Origin of the sequence: Aeromicrobium sp. CnD17-E (genome assembly GCF_024124745.1) — a bacterium.
In the GTDB taxonomy this organism is placed as follows: Bacteria; Actinomycetota; Actinomycetes; order Propionibacteriales; family Nocardioidaceae; genus Aeromicrobium.
The window spans coordinates 1-15,420 of the sequence record NZ_JAMXRU010000077.1 but is presented as its reverse complement, the minus strand read 5'-3'; the positions used below and the strand labels follow the sequence as shown (position 1 = coordinate 15,420).

At 72.3% G+C, this 15,420-nt stretch carries 16 protein-coding genes; 4 read left to right on the top strand and 12 right to left on the bottom strand.

The features are described 5' to 3' along the window. Positions 1 to 323: AzlD domain-containing protein (locus tag NH339_RS13505; RefSeq protein WP_253026188.1), on the top strand; the 323-nt coding region annotated here is incomplete at its 5' end. On the opposite strand, the gene NH339_RS18915 is transcribed toward NH339_RS13505, so the two are convergent. The 6 genes from NH339_RS18915 to NH339_RS13475 form a co-directional block, all read right to left on the bottom strand. Next, the gene (locus NH339_RS18915; RefSeq protein ID WP_253026186.1) at positions 320 to 937 is read right to left on the bottom strand and encodes a PaaI family thioesterase; all 618 of its coding nucleotides are present in this window, start codon (positions 935 to 937) and stop codon (positions 320 to 322) included. The genes NH339_RS13505 and NH339_RS18915 overlap by 4 nt on opposite strands. Continuing rightward, entirely contained in the window at positions 934 to 1,686 is a 753-nt protein-coding gene (gene dapB, locus NH339_RS13495) for a 4-hydroxy-tetrahydrodipicolinate reductase (RefSeq protein ID WP_253026184.1), read from the bottom strand. Before dapB ends, NH339_RS18915 begins: the two co-directional genes overlap by 4 nt. A gap of 9 nt (positions 1,687 to 1,695) precedes the next feature. Beyond that, positions 1,696 to 2,907 carry an aminotransferase class V-fold PLP-dependent enzyme gene (locus NH339_RS13490; RefSeq protein ID WP_253026182.1) on the bottom strand — a complete coding sequence of 404 codons (1,212 nt, stop codon included), beginning with the start codon at positions 2,905 to 2,907 and terminating at the stop codon, positions 1,696 to 1,698. 87 nt (positions 2,908 to 2,994) lie between these two features. Further along, positions 2,995 to 5,235 carry a polyribonucleotide nucleotidyltransferase gene (locus NH339_RS13485; protein ID WP_253026180.1) on the bottom strand — a complete coding sequence of 747 codons (2,241 nt, stop codon included), beginning with the start codon at positions 5,233 to 5,235 and terminating at the stop codon, positions 2,995 to 2,997. A 236-nt stretch (positions 5,236 to 5,471) separates the two neighbouring features. Continuing rightward, a complete protein-coding gene (rpsO, locus tag NH339_RS13480) occupies positions 5,472 to 5,762 on the bottom strand; it encodes a 30S ribosomal protein S15 (RefSeq protein ID WP_067856746.1) in 291 nt (96 codons plus the stop codon). Between the two features lie 144 nt (positions 5,763 to 5,906). Further along, positions 5,907 to 6,863, bottom strand: a complete 957-nt coding sequence (locus tag NH339_RS13475) for a bifunctional riboflavin kinase/FAD synthetase (RefSeq protein WP_253026178.1) — start codon at positions 6,861 to 6,863, stop codon at positions 5,907 to 5,909. Between the two features lie 142 nt (positions 6,864 to 7,005). Here NH339_RS13475 and NH339_RS13470 point away from each other — a divergent pair, with 142 nt between their 5' ends. The 3 genes from NH339_RS13470 to NH339_RS13460 are packed head-to-tail and all read left to right on the top strand — an operon-like array spanning position 7,006 to position 9,387. Beyond that, complete coding sequence (locus NH339_RS13470; RefSeq protein WP_253026176.1) at positions 7,006 to 7,323, top strand: hypothetical protein; 318 nt, start codon at positions 7,006 to 7,008, stop codon at positions 7,321 to 7,323. Beyond that, the gene (locus NH339_RS18910) at positions 7,310 to 8,731 is read left to right on the top strand and encodes a cell wall metabolism sensor histidine kinase WalK (RefSeq protein ID WP_253026174.1); all 1,422 of its coding nucleotides are present in this window, start codon (positions 7,310 to 7,312) and stop codon (positions 8,729 to 8,731) included. Before NH339_RS13470 ends, NH339_RS18910 begins: the two co-directional genes overlap by 14 nt. Next, positions 8,728 to 9,387: a response regulator transcription factor gene (locus NH339_RS13460; protein ID WP_253026172.1), complete on the top strand. Its 660-nt coding sequence runs from the start codon at positions 8,728 to 8,730 to the stop codon at positions 9,385 to 9,387. Before NH339_RS18910 ends, NH339_RS13460 begins: the two co-directional genes overlap by 4 nt. Before the next feature lie 3 nt (positions 9,388 to 9,390). On the opposite strand, the gene NH339_RS13455 is transcribed toward NH339_RS13460, so the two are convergent. From NH339_RS13455 to infB, 6 genes are all read right to left on the bottom strand, one after another. Then, positions 9,391 to 10,245: a serine/threonine-protein kinase gene (locus NH339_RS13455; protein ID WP_253026170.1), complete on the bottom strand. Its 855-nt coding sequence runs from the start codon at positions 10,243 to 10,245 to the stop codon at positions 9,391 to 9,393. Further along, positions 10,245 to 10,619, bottom strand: a complete 375-nt coding sequence (locus NH339_RS13450; protein WP_253026168.1) for a hypothetical protein — start codon at positions 10,617 to 10,619, stop codon at positions 10,245 to 10,247. Before NH339_RS13450 ends, NH339_RS13455 begins: the two co-directional genes overlap by 1 nt. A gap of 97 nt (positions 10,620 to 10,716) precedes the next feature. Then, complete coding sequence (locus tag NH339_RS13445) at positions 10,717 to 11,949, bottom strand: phospholipase D-like domain-containing protein (RefSeq protein ID WP_253026166.1); 1,233 nt, start codon at positions 11,947 to 11,949, stop codon at positions 10,717 to 10,719. Between the two features lie 41 nt (positions 11,950 to 11,990). Beyond that, positions 11,991 to 12,881 (bottom strand): tRNA pseudouridine(55) synthase TruB, encoded by an 891-nt coding sequence (gene truB / locus NH339_RS13440; protein WP_253026164.1) that lies wholly within the window; start codon positions 12,879 to 12,881, stop codon positions 11,991 to 11,993. Further along, on the bottom strand, positions 12,878 to 13,330 hold the full coding sequence (gene rbfA / locus NH339_RS13435; RefSeq protein WP_253026162.1) for a 30S ribosome-binding factor RbfA: 453 nt from the start codon (positions 13,328 to 13,330) through the stop codon (positions 12,878 to 12,880). Before rbfA ends, truB begins: the two co-directional genes overlap by 4 nt. A gap of 66 nt (positions 13,331 to 13,396) precedes the next feature. Then, positions 13,397 to 15,420: translation initiation factor IF-2 (infB, locus tag NH339_RS13430; RefSeq protein ID WP_253026160.1), on the bottom strand; the 2,024-nt coding region annotated here is incomplete at its 5' end.

Here is a 15,420-nt window from a genome sequence, read left to right as displayed (position 1 = left end):
GGGGGTGCGCCGACGTGAGCGCCCTCTGGGTCGGCATCGTGCTGACGTGCGCCGGCTGCTACGCGCTGAAGCTCGCGGGCCTGTCCGTGCCCGAGCGCGTCCTCGAGCACGCGACGACGCAGCGCGCGGTCGGTCTCATCCCGGTGGCGCTGCTGGGCGCCCTGGTCGCCGTGCAGGTCCTGGCCGACGGGCAGCGGCTCACCGTCGACGCGCGTCTGGCGGGCCTGGGCGTCGCCGCGGTGCTGCTGGCGCTGCGGGTGCCGTTCCTGCCGATGGTCGTCGCGGCCGCCCTGACGGCGGCACTGCTCCGTGCGGTCGGCTAGGTCGTCCGCGTACCGAGCCCCTGCTCGGGTCGCAGCCGCAGGAAGAGGGCGTCGCCCTCGGCACAGACGACGTCGCCGTGCCGGACCTCCCCACGGACCGTGAGCTTGCGACCCTCGACGCGCTCGATCCAGGCCTCGACCTCGAGCTCGACGTCGATCGGGGTGAGCGCGCGGTAGTCGGTGCGCAGGAACGCCGTGCGCGTGATGGCCTGGGCCTGCGCGGCGGCGAGCATGCCGAGCACCTCGTCGAAGACCAGCGAGACGACACCGCCGTGCACGGCCATGCCGCCGCCCATCGACCAGCGTCCGAAGGTCACGTGCCCGGCCACCCGCGAGGCGTCGCGTGTGTGCATCCGGATCTCGGGCAGCATCGCGTGCCCGCGGACGGGCAGCTGCGGGACGCGTCCGTTGACCTGCTCGAGCTCCTCGCCCCCGAGCGGGGCGAGCCGCTCACGCCACGCCCGCAGGTCGTCGGCCAGCCCCGAGGCCACGTCGGCGTCGAACCGCGCGGCCGCCAGGGCGTCCTGGAAGGCACGCAGCTCCGACGCCATCTCTCCCCAGGCCGTCGCCTCGTCGTCGGTGAGCCCGGCGCTGAAGATCGACTCCCAGCTCACGCGTCGAGCCCGAGCACCACGTCGAGCCCCACGGTGACGCCCGGCCGGTCCGCCACGTGCCGCACGGCCGTGACCACGCCCGGCATGAAGGACTCACGGGTCGAGGAGTCGTGCCTCAGGGAGAGGATCTCCCCCTCACCGCCGAGGAGCACCTCCTGCGACGCGACGAAGCCGCGCGAGCGCACGGCGTGCACGGTGATGCCGTCGACTTTCGCGCCGCGGGCGCCGTCGGGGTCGGTGGTCGTCGCGTCGGGCACCGGGTCCGAGCCGGCCTCGGCACGGGCCGCGGCCACGAGCTCGGCGGTGCGCACGGCCGTCCCCGACGGGGCGTCGACCTTCGCCGGGTGGTGCATCTCGATGATCTCGACCGACTCGAAGAACGGGGCGGCCGTCGCGGCGAAGCGCATGAGGAGCACGGCGCCGATGGAGAAGTTCGGCACCACGAGCACGCTCACGTCGGTGCGCTGCTCGACCGCGTCGCGGACCGCGCGCAGCCGGTCGCCGTCGAAGCCGGAGGTGCCGACGACGACGTGCACGCCCTGCTCCACGCACCACAGCACCTGATCGAGCGCGACGTCGGGGGTCGTGAAGACGAGCGCGACGTCGGCCTCGTGCTCCGTGACCCGCTCCAGCGGATCGCCGACGTCGACCTGGGCGACCACCTCGAGCCCCTCGGCGGCCTCCAGCGCCGCCACCGACGTCGATCCCATGCGCCCCTGGGCGCCCAGCACGGCTACGCGAGTCGTCATGCGTCCACCCTAGTGAGCGAGCTCCTCGGCCAGCACCGAGAGCCCGGCGTGCAGCTCGGCGAAGGAGGTCGTGAGCGGCGCGAGGCCCAGCCGCAGGAGGTCGGGCTCGCGGAAGTCGGGGACGACGCCACGCTCGGTGAGGCGCGCCGTGAGCGTGCGTGCGTCGGGCACCCGGACGGTGACGTGGCTCCCCCGCCGGTCGGGCTCGCGCGGCGTGACCAGCTCCAGCGCGATCCCGCGCTCGCCCAGCGCGTCGAGGGCGTCGACCGTGAAGGCGGTGAGCAGCTCGGACTTCGTCCGGGCGGCCTCGACCCCGGCCTCGGCGACCATCGCCACGCCTTCGCGGACGGCGACGAGCCCCGCCACGTTGGGGGTCCCGGAGAGCAGCCGGCGCGCGTCGGTGGCCGGGCGGTACTCCTCGGCCATCGCGAACAGGTCGTCGGCGCTCCACCAGCCGGGCAGCGGCTGCTCGAGGTGCGGCAGGTGTCGCGCGGCGGCGTACAGGAACGCCGGCGCCCCGGGGCCACCGTTGAGGTACTTGTAGGTGCAACCGACGGCGAGGTCGACCTCGGCGGCGTCGAGCGACGTCGGGACGACGCCGGCCGAGTGGCAGAGGTCCCACGCCACGAGCGCACCCGCTGCGTGCACCTCCGCCGTGAGCGACGGGAGGTCGAGCAGCACGCCCGTGCGGTAGTCGACGTGGCTCAGCAGCACGACGGCCGTGCGCTCGTCGAGCACGTCGGCCAGCGACGCGGCGACGTCGCCCTCCGCGTCCCGGTGCACGACGACGAGCTCGAGCCCGCGCTGGCGGGCGACCTGCTCGGCGAGGTATCGGTCGGTCGGGAAGTCGCCCGCGTCGACGACGAGCCGGGTACGTCCGGGAGCCAGCGAGACTGCGGCGTGCAACGCCTTGGCGATGCCGATCGACGTCGAGTCGCCGACCACCGTCTGGCCCGCAGCGGCGCCGAGCAGCGCGCCGACCTCGTCGCCGACGAGGACCGGGAGCTCGACCCACCCCTCCGACCAGCCGCGGATCAGGCGGGCGCCCCACTCCTCGCGCACGAACGTCGCGAGCCGCTCGCGGGTGCGCAGCGGCAGACGCCCGAGCGAGTTGCCGTCGAGGTAGGCGACGACGTCGGCGTCGAGCTGGAACTGCTGCCGCCAGGCGGCAAGCGGGTCGGCGGCGTCGAGGGCCGCGGCACGTTCACGGAAGTCGCTCACCTTCGGGATCGTCTCACGGGCGCCCGGGCCCCGGACGCGACGAGGCCCCCACCCCGAGGGGCGAGGGCCTCGTCGACCGTGCGTGGATCAGGCGTCGGCGCCGGCCTCGGCGGCCTCGGGGGCCTCCTCGGCGGCCGCGTCGGCCACGACCGGGATCAGCGAGATCTTGCCGCGGTCGCCGAGCTCGGCGATCTCGACCTGGACCTTCTGGCCGACCGTCAGCACGTCGTCGACGCTGCTGACCCGCTGGCCGCCGTTGAGGTCGCGCAGCTTGCTGATGTGCAGCAGGCCGTCCTTGCCGGGCGACAGGGCCACGAAGGCGCCGAAGTCGACCGTCTTGACCACGGTGCCGAGGTAGCGCTCGCCGACCTCGGGCATCGTCGGGTTCGCGATCGCGTTGATCGCGTCGCGCGCAGCGTCGGCCGAGCCGCCACCCTCGCCCGCGATGTACACCGTGCCGTCGTCCTCGATCGAGATCTTGGCGCCGGTGTCGGCCTGGATCTGGTTGATCATCTTGCCCTTGGGGCCGATGACCTCGCCGATCTTGTCGACCGGGACCTTCACCGTGATGATCCGCGGCGCGAACTGGCTCATCTCGTCGGGCGTGTCGATGGCCTCGGACATGACGTCGAGGATCGTCAGACGCGCACCCTTGGCCTGCGTGAGGGCACCGGCCAGCACGTCGGCGGGGATGCCGTCGAGCTTGGTGTCCAGCTGCAGGGCCGTGATGAAGTCCGGCGTGCCCGCGACCTTGAAGTCCATGTCGCCGTAGGCGTCCTCCGCACCGAGGATGTCGGTGAGGGTGACGTACTGCGTGGTGCCGTCGACCTCGCCGGAGATGAGGCCCATCGCGATGCCGGCGACCGGGGCGCGCAGCGGCACACCGGCGTTCAGCAGGCCGAGCGTCGAGGCGCAGACCGAGCCCATCGACGTCGAGCCGTTGGAGCTCAGCGCCTCCGAGACCTGGCGGATCGCGTACGGGAACTCCTCGGTGGTCGGGAGCACCGGCAGCAGAGCACGGCCGGCGAGCGCGCCGTGACCGATCTCGCGACGCTTCGGCGAGCCGACGCGGCCCGTCTCGCCCGTCGAGAACGGCGGGAAGTTGTAGTTGTGCATGTAGCGACGCGTGGTCTCGGGGCTCAGCGTGTCGAGCTTCTGGACCAGGTCGAGCATGTTCAGCGTCGTGATGCCCAGGATCTGGGTCTCGCCACGCTGGAACAGGGCCGAGCCGTGCACGCGCGGCACGACGCCGACCTCGGCCGACAGCTCGCGGATGTCGGCGAGGCCACGGCCGTCGATGCGCACCTTGTCGCGCAGCACGCGCTGGCGCACGAGGCTCTTGGTGACGGCGCGCAGCGCGGCGCCGACCTCCTTCTCGCGGCCCGCGAACTGCTCGCCGAGCTGGTCGAGCACGTCGGCCTTGATCGCGCTCTCGCGCTCCTCGCGGTCGGCCTTGGAGACGATCGTGAGGGCCTCGGACAGCGGGCCGGACGCGACCGCGGCGACGGCGTCGTAGACGTCGTCCTGGAAGTCGAGGAAGACCGGGAAGTCCTGGACGGGCTTCGCGGCGGCCTCGGCGAGCTGCTGCTGGGCCTCGCAGAGCTGGCGGATGAAGCTCTTCGACGCCTCGAGGCCGCCGGCGACGACCTCCTCGGTCGGCGCCTGGACACCGGACTGCACGAGGTCCCAGGTGGACTCGGTGGACTCCGCCTCGACCATCATGATCGCGACGTCGGTCGAGCCGTCGGCCTGCGTGGCGATGCGGCCCGCGACGACCATGTCGAACACGGCGTCCTCGAGCTGGCTGTGCGTCGGGAACGCGACCCACTGGCCGTCGATGAGAGCGACGCGCGTGGCACCGATGGGGCCGGAGAACGGCAGGCCGGAGATCTGCGTCGACGCCGAGGCGGCGTTGATGGCCAGGACGTCGTACGGGGTGTCGGGGTTGAGGGCCAGGACCGTGATGACGACCTGGACCTCGTTGCGCAGGCCCTTCTTGAACGTCGGGCGCAGGGGACGGTCGATGAGGCGACAGGTGAGGATGGCGTCCTCGCCCGGGCGGCCCTCGCGACGGAAGAACGAGCCGGGGATGCGGCCCGCGGCGTACATGCGCTCCTCGACGTCGACCGTGAGCGGGAAGAAGTCGAAGTGGTCCTTGGGCTGCTTGCCGGCGGTGGTGGCCGAGAGCAGCATCGTGTCGTCGTCGAGGAACGCGGACACGGAGCCGGCGGCCTGGCGGGCGAGCTGGCCCGTCTCGAAGCGGATGGTGCGGGTGCCGTAGCGACCGTTGTCGATGACGGTCTCGATGGCGTGGATGGTGTCGGACATGGGAGTCCCTTCTCGCGACGCGTGTCGCGCGGTGGGACGAGACCCGGACCTGCCGTGATGGTGGTCGGTCTTCGATCGAGGCCCGCGGCCCGGCGTACGCCGTCCCGAGGGCCACTACCGAGGACCGGACCCGACGTGGCGGCTCTCGTCCGTGGATGTGTCGTGTTCAGTTGTCGGGGCGCAGGGCCCCTGATGCAGTTCAGGCGGCCACCCGGAGGGTGACCGCCTGAACGAGGTCAGCGACGCAGACCGAGACGCTCGATCAGCGAGCGGTAGCGCTCGATGTCGGTGTTCTGCAGGTAGTTCAGCAGACGACGACGGCGACCGACGAGCAGCAGCAGGCCACGACGGCTGTGGTGGTCGTGCTTGTGCTCCTTGAGGTGGTCCGTCAGGTGCGAGATGCGCTGCGTGAGCAGCGCGACCTGGACCTCCGGGGAGCCGGTGTCGCCCTCGCTGCGGGCGTACTGGCTGATGATCTCGTCACGCGGGGTACCGGCGACGGTGGGGGCAGCGGTCTTCTTCGACATTCTTCTCCTGGGAGGTCGTTGCACGGCGCTCCCGGGCATGTCCACCGGGGCTCTACGGACCGTGGGCGTTCACACGCCGTCGTCCAGGTTATCAGCGCGCCGGTCGTTCCGACGAATCGCCTCGCCGTCGCGGACCGGGCGACGTCAGGAGAGAGCCGCGCGCGCCTGCTCGACGTCGGCGTGCATCTGCTCCACGAGCGCGTCGACGCCTCGGTACGCGACCATCGGGCGCAGGTGCGAGACGAGCTGCACCCGCACGGACCGGCCGTAGAGGTCGAGGTCGTGGCCGTGGTCCATGACGTAGGACTCCACGCGACGCTCCGTCCCCGCGAAGGTGGGATTCGTGCCCACGGAGATCGCCGCGGGGTAGTCGGCGTCGCCGGTGAGCAGCCGTCCGGCGTAGACGCCGTCGGGCGGCACGCAGTAGTCGGCCTGCACGGGGACGTTCGCGGTGGGGAACCCGAGGTCGCGCCCGCGCTGGTCGCCGGGGGTGACGACACCGTCGACCTCGTGCGGACGCCCGAGCAGCTCGGCGGCCTCCTCCAGCCGGGCCTCGGCCACGAGGGCGCGGACCCGCGTGGACGACCACGGCTGGCCGTCGGCCCCGTGGCCGTCGCCGACGAGCGTGAAGGCGCTGGCGTCGCAGTCGTGTCGCGCGCACAGCTCGCGGAGGGTCTCGGTCGTGCCCGACGCCCGCGACCCGAACGTGAAGTTCTCGCCGACGACGACGTGACGCGCCTGCAGCTCCTCGACGACGACGCGCTCCACGAACTCCTCGGGCGACCAGCCCGCCATCGTGCGGTCGAAGTCGAGCACGCGCACGTGGTCGGCGCCCCGCACGCCGGGCGCGGGCTCGTGCAGCAGCTCGATCCGGCGCTGCAGCGACGTCAGACGCGGCGGGACGCGATCGGGCGCGAAGACCGCCACCGGGTGCGGGTCGAACGTGACGGCGACGACGGGCAGGTCCCCCGCGACCTCGCGGGTGCGTCGCAGCAGGGCCTGGTGGCCTCGGTGGACCCCGTCGAAGGTGCCGATGGTGACCGCCGTCGCGGTGCCCAGCGGGGCCGTCGAGGCGCCGCCGCGGTCTGTCCAGGTGCCCACCCCTGAACTGTGCCACACCCCGGCAGCACTGCCCTGCGACCGGGTGCACCGCCCGCACCGGCCGGTGCGACGACCCGACGGATGAGAGTTCTCTCATCGACGTCTCATCGTGGCGTGCGCGAGCGTGCGGCACAGTGTCGCCATGACGCGAACCCGCTCCCTCGTGCCGATCGTCGTGGCCGTCGGCCTCGTGCTGCTCGGCGTCGTCGCGGCGCGGGTGGTGGCGCAGGAGGACGCACCGCAGGTCGACTACTCCCCGGTGACCGTGCCGACGTCGACCGGGACGCCCCGGCCCACGCTCTCGCCGACCCCCTCCCCGTCGGACGACCGCGACGACGACGAAGACGATGACCGGGACGACGATGACGACGACTACGAGCGCGTCCCGCAGACGCCGCGACCCATCGACGCCAGTGACGACGACCGGGAGGACGACCGGGACGACGATGACGACGACTGACCCGCGCGCAGACGGTCCACCGCGCTTCTCCGTCCGCCAGCGTCTGACCACCGCCGTCGCCCTGCTGACGGCGGCGGCGCTCGTCGCGGTCGGGGCGACGCTGTTCGTCCTGGAGTCCCAGCGCATCGACCGGGTGATCGACGCGAGTCTCGGCCAGGAGGTCGGCGAGCTGCGACGCCTCCAGGCGGAGGGCGTCGACCCCGAGACGGGCCGGCCGTTCACCAGCCCCGACCGCCTGATCGCGTTCTTCCTGTCGCGCAACGTCCCCGACGCGGACGAGAACCTGTGGCACTTCCCCGTGTCCGGCACCCCGACGTTCGTCGGTGAGGGCCAGCGCGTGCTGCGGACGTCGCCGAGGTTCCCCGCCCTGGTGGAGCGCCTCGCGCGTCGCGGTGGGGTCGCCGACCTCGACGTCGGCGGCCGGACCTTCCGCGTCGCGGTGCAGCCCGTGCAGCAGGGCGACGAGCGGGCTGCCTTCGTCGTCACCCACGACGTCGACGGCTCGCGCGCCCAGCTCCGCGAGCTGATGGTCACGTACGCGCTGCTCAGCGCGCTCTCCGTCATCCTCATCTCCGCCGTCGCGTCGTGGCTCGCCGGACGGCTGCTCTCCCCCGTGCGACGACTGCGCGAGACCGCCCGGGGCATCACCGAGGGCGACCTCGGCGGGCGTCTCGAGGTGACCGGCAACGACGACCTCACCGAGCTGCAGCGCACCTTCAACGACATGCTCGACCGGCTCGAGGAGGCGTTCGCGAGCCAGCGTCGCCTGCTCGACGACGCCGCCCACGAGCTGCGCACCCCACTCACCGTGCTGCAGGGGCACCTGGAGGTGCTCGACCCGACCGACCCCGACGACGTCCGCACCACGCGCACGCTGCTGCTCGACGAGATCGACCGGATGACCCGCCTCGTCCACGACCTCCTGCTGCTCGCGAAGGCGGAGCGTCCAGACTTCGTCCGCCTCGAGCGCACCGACGTGGAGGCCCTCACGCTCGGGGCCCTCGAGCGCGCACGGGGACTCGCCGACCGCAGCTGGGTGCTCGACGCGGTGGCCCGCACCCACGTCGACGTCGACCCGCAGCGGCTGACGCAGGCGCTGCTCCAGCTCGCCGACAACGCCGTCCGGCACACCCGGCCGGGCGCCGAGGTCGGCATCGGGTCGCGGGTGCACGACGGACACGTCGAGCTGTGGGTGCGCGACACGGGCGCCGGGGTCCCGTCGGCGCTGCGTGGGACGATCTTCGAGCGCTTCACCCAGGGCGACGGTGAGCAGGCCGGCTTCGGTCTGGGCCTGTCGATCGTCGCCGCGATCTTGGAGGCGCACGAGGGTCGGGTGGTGCTCGACCCGCCCGGGGCGACGTCAGGTGCGACGTTCCGGCTCGTCATCCCGACAGGAGGACTGTGGTGAACCGGATTCTCGTGGTCGAGGACGAGGAGCGGATCGCCTCGTTCGTCGCGAAGGGGCTGAAGGCCGAGGGGTTCACGCCGACGGTCGTCACCGACGGCGTGAGCGGTCTCGACTACGCGCTGACGGGTCCGTTCGACCTCATGGTGCTCGACATCGGACTGCCCGGGCTCGACGGCTTCACGATCCTCGAGCGCGTGCAGGCGGAACGACCCGAGCTGCCCGTCATCGTGCTGACGGCCCGTGACTCGGTGACCGACACGGTCCAGGCGCTCGAGGGAGGTGCGGCCGACTACATGAGCAAGCCCTTCCGCTTCGCCGAGCTACTGGCCCGCGTCCGCCTGCGGCTGCGCGCCCCCGCCACCCCCGCCCCCGACGACGAGCTTGTCGCCGGCGACGTCCGCCTCGACCTGCGCCGACGTCGCGCGTACGTCGGCGAGCGCGAGGTCGAGCTGTCGGCCCGCGAGCTGTCGCTCGCCGAGGTGCTGATGTCGCACCGCGGACAGGTGCTCTCGCGCGAGCAGCTGCTCTCCCACGTGTGGGGCTACGACTTCGACCCCGGCTCCAACGTGGTCGACGTGTACGTCGGCTACCTGCGCAGGAAGCTCGGCGCCGGGCTCGTGACCACGGTGCGCGGGCTCGGTTACCGGGTCGACTGAGGCTCAGCGCCGCAGCGTGAAGCCCGACAGCCGCGCGGACGGCAGACCGGCGATCATGGGCTCGAGCTCGACCGCGATGTCGCGCGGCGTCGGGCGCTGCGCGGGGTCGGGGTCGAGGCAGCGCCTGATGAGGTCGGCGGCTCCCCGATGGACGAAGCCGGGCAGCGGCTTCGGCTCGTCGTGCAGCTGCGCCCATCGGGGCCCACGGTCGAAGGCACGAAAGCCCGCGGCGGCCCGGAAGAGGGTGGCGCCGAGACCCCACACGTCGGCGGCGGGTCCGACGGTGCCGCGCTCCCCCGGCGCGCACTGCTCGGGCGCCATGTACTCGTCGCTGCCGACCGGATGGTCGAGGGCCGCGGCCTCGTCGACGTCGAGCGCGACGGAGAGGTCGACGAGCTGCGCGGGCGCACCCATGATCACGTTGCTGGGCTTCACGTCGAGGTGCACGACGCCCTCGCCGTGCAGGTAGTGCAGCACCGACGCGAGCTCGAGCGCGAGGGGCAGCAGCTGGTGCTCCGGCACCGCGCCGTGCCGCGAGATCAGCCGCGACAGGTTCGGGCCCTCGACGTGCTCGAGGACGAAGTAGGGACGGGCGCCCTCGTCGTCGTAGGAGAAGACGCGCGTGAGGCCGGGGTGCGCCAGACGTGCGAGCAGCTCGACCTCGCGCTCGAGTCCCGCGCGCGAGACGGGGTCGGCGACGTGCCCCGGCCGCAGCGCCTTCACGACGACCGGGGCGTGCAGCCGGTCGTCGAAGGCCAGCCACGCCTCGTACACGGTGCCGCCGCCGAGGTCCTTCACGGCCGTGAGGCCGGGGGCGATCTCGTCGCCCCCGGCCAGGCCCCACGCGTCGTCGGACATCAGCGGTCGGTGCCGGTCGTCGGCGCGGTGTTCTTCGTCGGCGCAGTGTTCTTCGTCGGCGCGGTGTTCTTGGTGGGAGCGGTGTTCCTCGTCGGGGCCGACTGGACCGTCTTCGCGGTGTTCGCGGTCGGGGCGGTGCCGCGGGTCTGGGCGGTGTTCGCCGTCTGCCGGGTGACGGTGGTGCTCAGGTCGTCGTCACGGTCGTCGTCATCGTCGTCGTCCGCGGTGACGACCCACGACGAGGTCGAGTCGTCGCGCTTGAGCACGGGGTCGCGGTCGCCGTCGGCGTGGGCGCTGGAGAGCGCGAAGCCGGCGGTGCCGAGCGCAAGGGTGCCGGCGACGGCGGCGATGGCGGTACGGGCGGTGGTCTTCATGGGTCCTCCTGGGGTCGATGCGATGACCCCAGGCTCCCGGTGCGTGGTGAGCCCTCCGTGAGACGTCGATGAGAGGCCTCTCATCGACGTCGAGCGCCTACAGCAGGGGGCGCAGCGGCGTCAGCAGCAGCTCGCAGGCACGGGCGACGATCGGTCGGGACTGCCAGTGCTCGAGGGTCAGCTCGCGACAGTTCGCCAGGTCGGTCTCGAACACCGTCTCGAGGTGCTCGGCGAGGGCCGGGTCGACGACCTCGAGGTTGATCTCGTAGTTGCCGGTCAGGCTGAGCCGGTCGATGTTGGCGGTGCCGACGGTCGACCACTGGCCGTCGATCGTCGCGGTCTTCGCGTGCACCATCGCGTCCTGGTAGAGCTGGATCCGCACGCCGTGGCGCAGCAGCTCGCCGTAGAAGCCGCGGGACAGCCAGTCGGCGACGACGTGGTTGCTGACCTCGGGGACGATGATCGTCACCTCCACGCCGCGTGACCGGGCGTCCTTGAGGGCCTGCAGGATGTCGTGGTCGGGGATGAAGTAGGCGGCCGTGATGTGGATGTGGTGCCGGGCGCGGTCGATGGCCTCGAGGTACATGCCGCGGATCGGGAACACGAGCTGGCGCGGCACGTTGCGGTGGGCCCGCACGCTCGGCTCCCAGCTGGCCTCCCCGAGCGGCTCGATGGGCACCGGGTGCAGGTCGTTCCAGAAGTCGATGAAGGCGTTGTCGAGGTCCCAGACGGCCGACCCCTCGACCCGCAGGTGCGTGTCGCGCCACTGCGTGGCGTACAGGGAGCCCACGTTGTACCCGCCCACGAACCCGACCGTGTCGTCGACGACGAGGATCTTGCGGTGGTCGCGGCCCCAGCGTCGGGGGTTGAAGGGCTGCAGGCCCGTCTTCAGCACCGGGTAGCGCAGCACGTGGACGCTCGGCGGGAAGGTCAGGAACGAGCGCGGGACGACGAGGTTCGCGAACCCGTCGTAGATCACCCGCACGTCGACCCCGCGGTCGGCGGCGGCGACGAGCTCGCGCTTGAACGCCTCGCCCATCTCGTCGCCCTTGAGGATGAAGGTCTCGAAGAGGATGCGGGTGGTGGCGCCGCGGATCGCCGCGAGCATGTCGTCGTACAGGTCCTCGCCGTAGGTGTACGTCGTGGCGCTGTTCTCGCTGCCGACCGGCACGGTCCGCGGCGGCACGGTCGGGAAGCTCGTCTCGCTCGCGCCGCGGAGGATCTTGCGGACCTTGGTCGTGACCATCAGACCCGCCACGATGCCCACGACGGAGAGGAACCAGGTCTGCAGGGGACGCCAGATCAGGCGCTCGGTCGAGAGTCGGGCCACGTCGTCACCCTAGGGCACGGCGACGCGGGTCCCGGTCGACGTCAGACGAAGACAGCGACGGCGCGGGCGGACCCGCCGCGCTGCTCGTAGAGCGCCAGGAAGGTGCCGTCGGGCGCGAACAGGGCCACGGGACCCGTCGCACCGAGGTCGACGTCGGCGAGCGCTCGCCCGAAGCGCACCTCAGCAGCTGCCGCGTCGTCGAGGTCGAGCGACGGGAACGCCGCGCGGGCGGCGTCGTCGAGCGCGACGTGCTGCCACGACCGCTCGAGCTCCTCGAGCGTGCGGGCGACGTCGAGGTCGAAGCCCCCGACGCGGGTCCGGCGCAGCATCGTCAGGTGGCCACCGACGCCCAGGGCGGCCCCGAGGTCGCGGGCGAGGGCACGCACGTAGGTCCCGCTGCTGCACACCACGCGGGCGTCGACGTCGACCACCGCAAGACCGTCGACCTCGAGGTGCCGGACGTCGGTGACCTCGAACGTCGACACCGTGACGGGCCGGGCGGGGAGCTGCACGTCCTCCCCCGCCCGGACGCGGACGTACGAGCGCCTCCCGTCGACCTTGATCGCCGACACGGCCGTCGGCACCTGCTCGATGTCGCCGGTGAGCGGGAGCACCGCGGCACGGACGGCGTCGTCCGTCACGCCGGAGGCGTCGGCCCGCTCCAGCAGGTCGCCCTCGGCGTCGTCGGTGACCGTGGTCTGGCCGAGCCGCATCGTCGCGAGGTACTCCTTGTCGGCCAGCTGCAGGTGGCCGAGCAGACGGGTGGCCCGTCCGACGCCGAGCAGCAGCACCCCCGTCGCCATCGGGTCGAGGGTGCCGGCGTGGCCGACCTTGCGGGTGCCGGCCAGGCGACGGGTGCGGGCGACGACGTCGTGCGACGTCCACCCGGCGGGCTTGTCGACCACGACGAGCCCGACGGGGGTCTCGCTCATGCCTGCTCGTCGTCCTCGTCGTCGTCCTCGGCCGCGCGCGGCTGCTTGTACGGGTCGGGGTCGCCCGCGTAGGTCTTGCCCTCGGCGGCCGCGGCGACGCGCTCGTCGCTCTCGCGCGCCTTGGCGAGCAGGTCCTCGATCTGACGGGCCGACTCCGGGACCGCGTCGAGGAAGAACTCCAACGACGGGGTGTGCCGGGTGCCGAGCTGCTTGCCGACCTCGGTGCGCAGCAGCCCGGTGGCGCTGCGCAGGGCGGCCGCCGTGTCGGCTGCGGCGCGCTCGTCGCCCATGACGGTGTAGAAGACCGACGCGTTCTGGTGGTCGCCCGTGAGTCGCACGTCGGTGATCGTCACGAAGCCCAGGCGCGGGTCCTTGACCCGACGCTCGAGCATCTGGGCGATGATCACCTTGATGCGGTCGGCGAGCTGCTGGGTGCGCTGTCCGGCCATGGTTCCTCCTGCTGGGTCGCCGCCGCGGACCCAGGATCGCTCCCGGGCCCGCGGCGGACTGCTGACTCAGCTACGCGGCTTCTCGCGCAGCTCGAACATCTCGACGACGTCGCCGATCTTGATGTCGCCGTACCCCTTGAGGACGAGACCGCACTCGAAGCCCTCGCGGACCTCGGACACGTCGTCCTTCTCGCGGCGCAGGCTCGCGAGCTCGAGGTTGTCGGCCGCGACCGAGCCGTCGCGGAGCAGACGCGCCTTGGCGTTGCGCCGCAGCGTGCCGCTCGTGACCATGCAGCCGGCGATGTTGCCGATCTTCGACGAGCGGAAGATGTCGCGGATCTCCGCCGTGCCGAGCTGGTGCTCCTCGAACTCCGGCTTGAGCATGCCCTTGAGGGCCGCCTCGATCTCGTCGATCGCCTGGTAGATGACCGAGTAGTACTTGATCTCGACACCCTCGCGGTCGGCCAGCTCCGTCGCCTTGCCCTGCGGGCGGACGTTGAAGCCGATGATGACCGCGTTGGAGGCCGCCGCCAGGTTGACGTCGGTCTCGGTGATCGCACCCACGCCACGGTCGATGACCCGCAGGTTGACCTCCTCGCCCACGTCGATCTGGGCCAGCGAGTCCTCGAGCGCCTCGACCGAGCCGGAGCCGTCACCCTTGAGGATGAGCAGCAGCTCGTCGGTCTCGCCCTTCTCCATCGAGGACATGAAGTCCTCGAGGGTCCGGCGACCCGTGCGCTTGGCCAGCGCGGCGTTGCGCTCGCGAGCCTCACGCTTCTCGGCGATCTGGCGCGCGATCCGGTCGTCGTCGACGACCATGAAGTTGTCGCCGGCGCCGGGCACGGCCGTCAGGCCGAGCACCAGGGCGGGACGCGACGGCGGCGCCTCGCTGATGTTCTCGCCGTACTCGTCGAGCATGGCGCGCACGCGGCCGAAGGCCGAGCCCGCCACGAGCGTGTCGCCCACCCGCAGCGTGCCGCGCTGGACCAGCACCGTGGCGACCGGGCCGCGACCGCGGTCCAGGTGCGCCTCGATGGCGAGGCCCTCGGCGTTCTGCTCCGGGTTGGCGCGCAGGTCCAGCGACGCGTCGGCCGTCAGGATGACCGCCTCGAGGAGGTCGTCCAGACCGGTGCCCGCCTTGGCGGAGACGTCGACGAACATCGAGTCGCCGCCGTACTCCTCGGGGACGAGGCCGTACTCGGTGAGCTGGCCACGTGCCTTGGTCGGGTCGGCGTCGGGCTTGTCGACCTTGTTGACCGCGACGACGATCGGCACGCCGGCCGCCTTCGCGTGGTTGAGCGCCTCGACCGTCTGCGGCATGACGCCGTCGTCGGCCGCGACCACGAGGATCGCGATGTCGGTCGCCTGCGCACCACGGGCACGCATGGCGGTGAACGCCTCGTGGCCCGGGGTGTCGATGAAGGTGATGGCCCGCTCGTTGCCGTCGACCTCCGTCGTCACCTGGTAGGCGCCGATGGTCTGCGTGATGCCACCGGCCTCCTTGGCGACCACGTTGCTGTTGCGCAGCGCGTCGAGCAGCTTCGTCTTTCCGTGGTCGACGTGACCCATGACGGTCACGACCGGCGGACGTGCCGCGAGGTCGGAGTCGTCGCCGGTGTCCTCGCCGAACTCCAGGGAGAACGACTCGAGCAGCTCACGGTCCTCGTCCTCGGGCGAGACGACCTGGACGTCGTAGTTCAGCTCCTCGCCGAGCAGCTGCAGCGTCTCGTCGTTGACGGACTGCGTGGCGGTGACCATCTCGCCCAGGTGGAACAGCACCTGCACGAGCGACGCCGCGTCGACGCCGATCTTCTCGGCGAAGTCGGTCAGCGAGGCACCGCGTGCCAGACGGACGGTCTGGCCGTCGCCCTTGCGGACGCGGACGCCGCCGATGGCGGGCGCCTGCATCTGGTCGAACTCCTGCCGCTTCGCGCGCTTGCTCTTGCGACCGCGACGGGCGGGACCGCCGGGGCGACCGAAGGCGCCCTGCGTGCCACCACGACCGCCGGGACGGTTGCCGCCGGGACGGCCACCGGGGCCGCCGAAGCCGCCTCCGCCGCCCGGGGCGCCGCCACCGGGACGACCGGCGA

Coding starts and splice junctions, on each gene's coding strand:
- rpsO (WP_067856746.1), bottom strand. CDS start 5,762: ATGTCGAAGAAGACCGCTGCCCCCACCGTCGCCGGTACCCCGCGTGAC.
- truB (WP_253026164.1), bottom strand. CDS start 12,881: ATGAGCGAGACCCCCGTCGGGCTCGTCGTGGTCGACAAGCCCGCCGGG.
- rbfA (WP_253026162.1), bottom strand. CDS start 13,330: ATGGCCGGACAGCGCACCCAGCAGCTCGCCGACCGCATCAAGGTGATC.
- NH339_RS13485 (WP_253026180.1), bottom strand. CDS start 5,235: ATGTCCGACACCATCCACGCCATCGAGACCGTCATCGACAACGGTCGC.
- NH339_RS18910 (WP_253026174.1), top strand. CDS start 7,310: ATGACGACGACTGACCCGCGCGCAGACGGTCCACCGCGCTTCTCCGTC.
- NH339_RS13450 (WP_253026168.1), bottom strand. CDS start 10,619: ATGAAGACCACCGCCCGTACCGCCATCGCCGCCGTCGCCGGCACCCTT.
- dapB (WP_253026184.1), bottom strand. CDS start 1,686: ATGACGACTCGCGTAGCCGTGCTGGGCGCCCAGGGGCGCATGGGATCG.
- NH339_RS13455 (WP_253026170.1), bottom strand. CDS start 10,245: ATGTCCGACGACGCGTGGGGCCTGGCCGGGGGCGACGAGATCGCCCCC.
- NH339_RS13470 (WP_253026176.1), top strand. CDS start 7,006: ATGACGCGAACCCGCTCCCTCGTGCCGATCGTCGTGGCCGTCGGCCTC.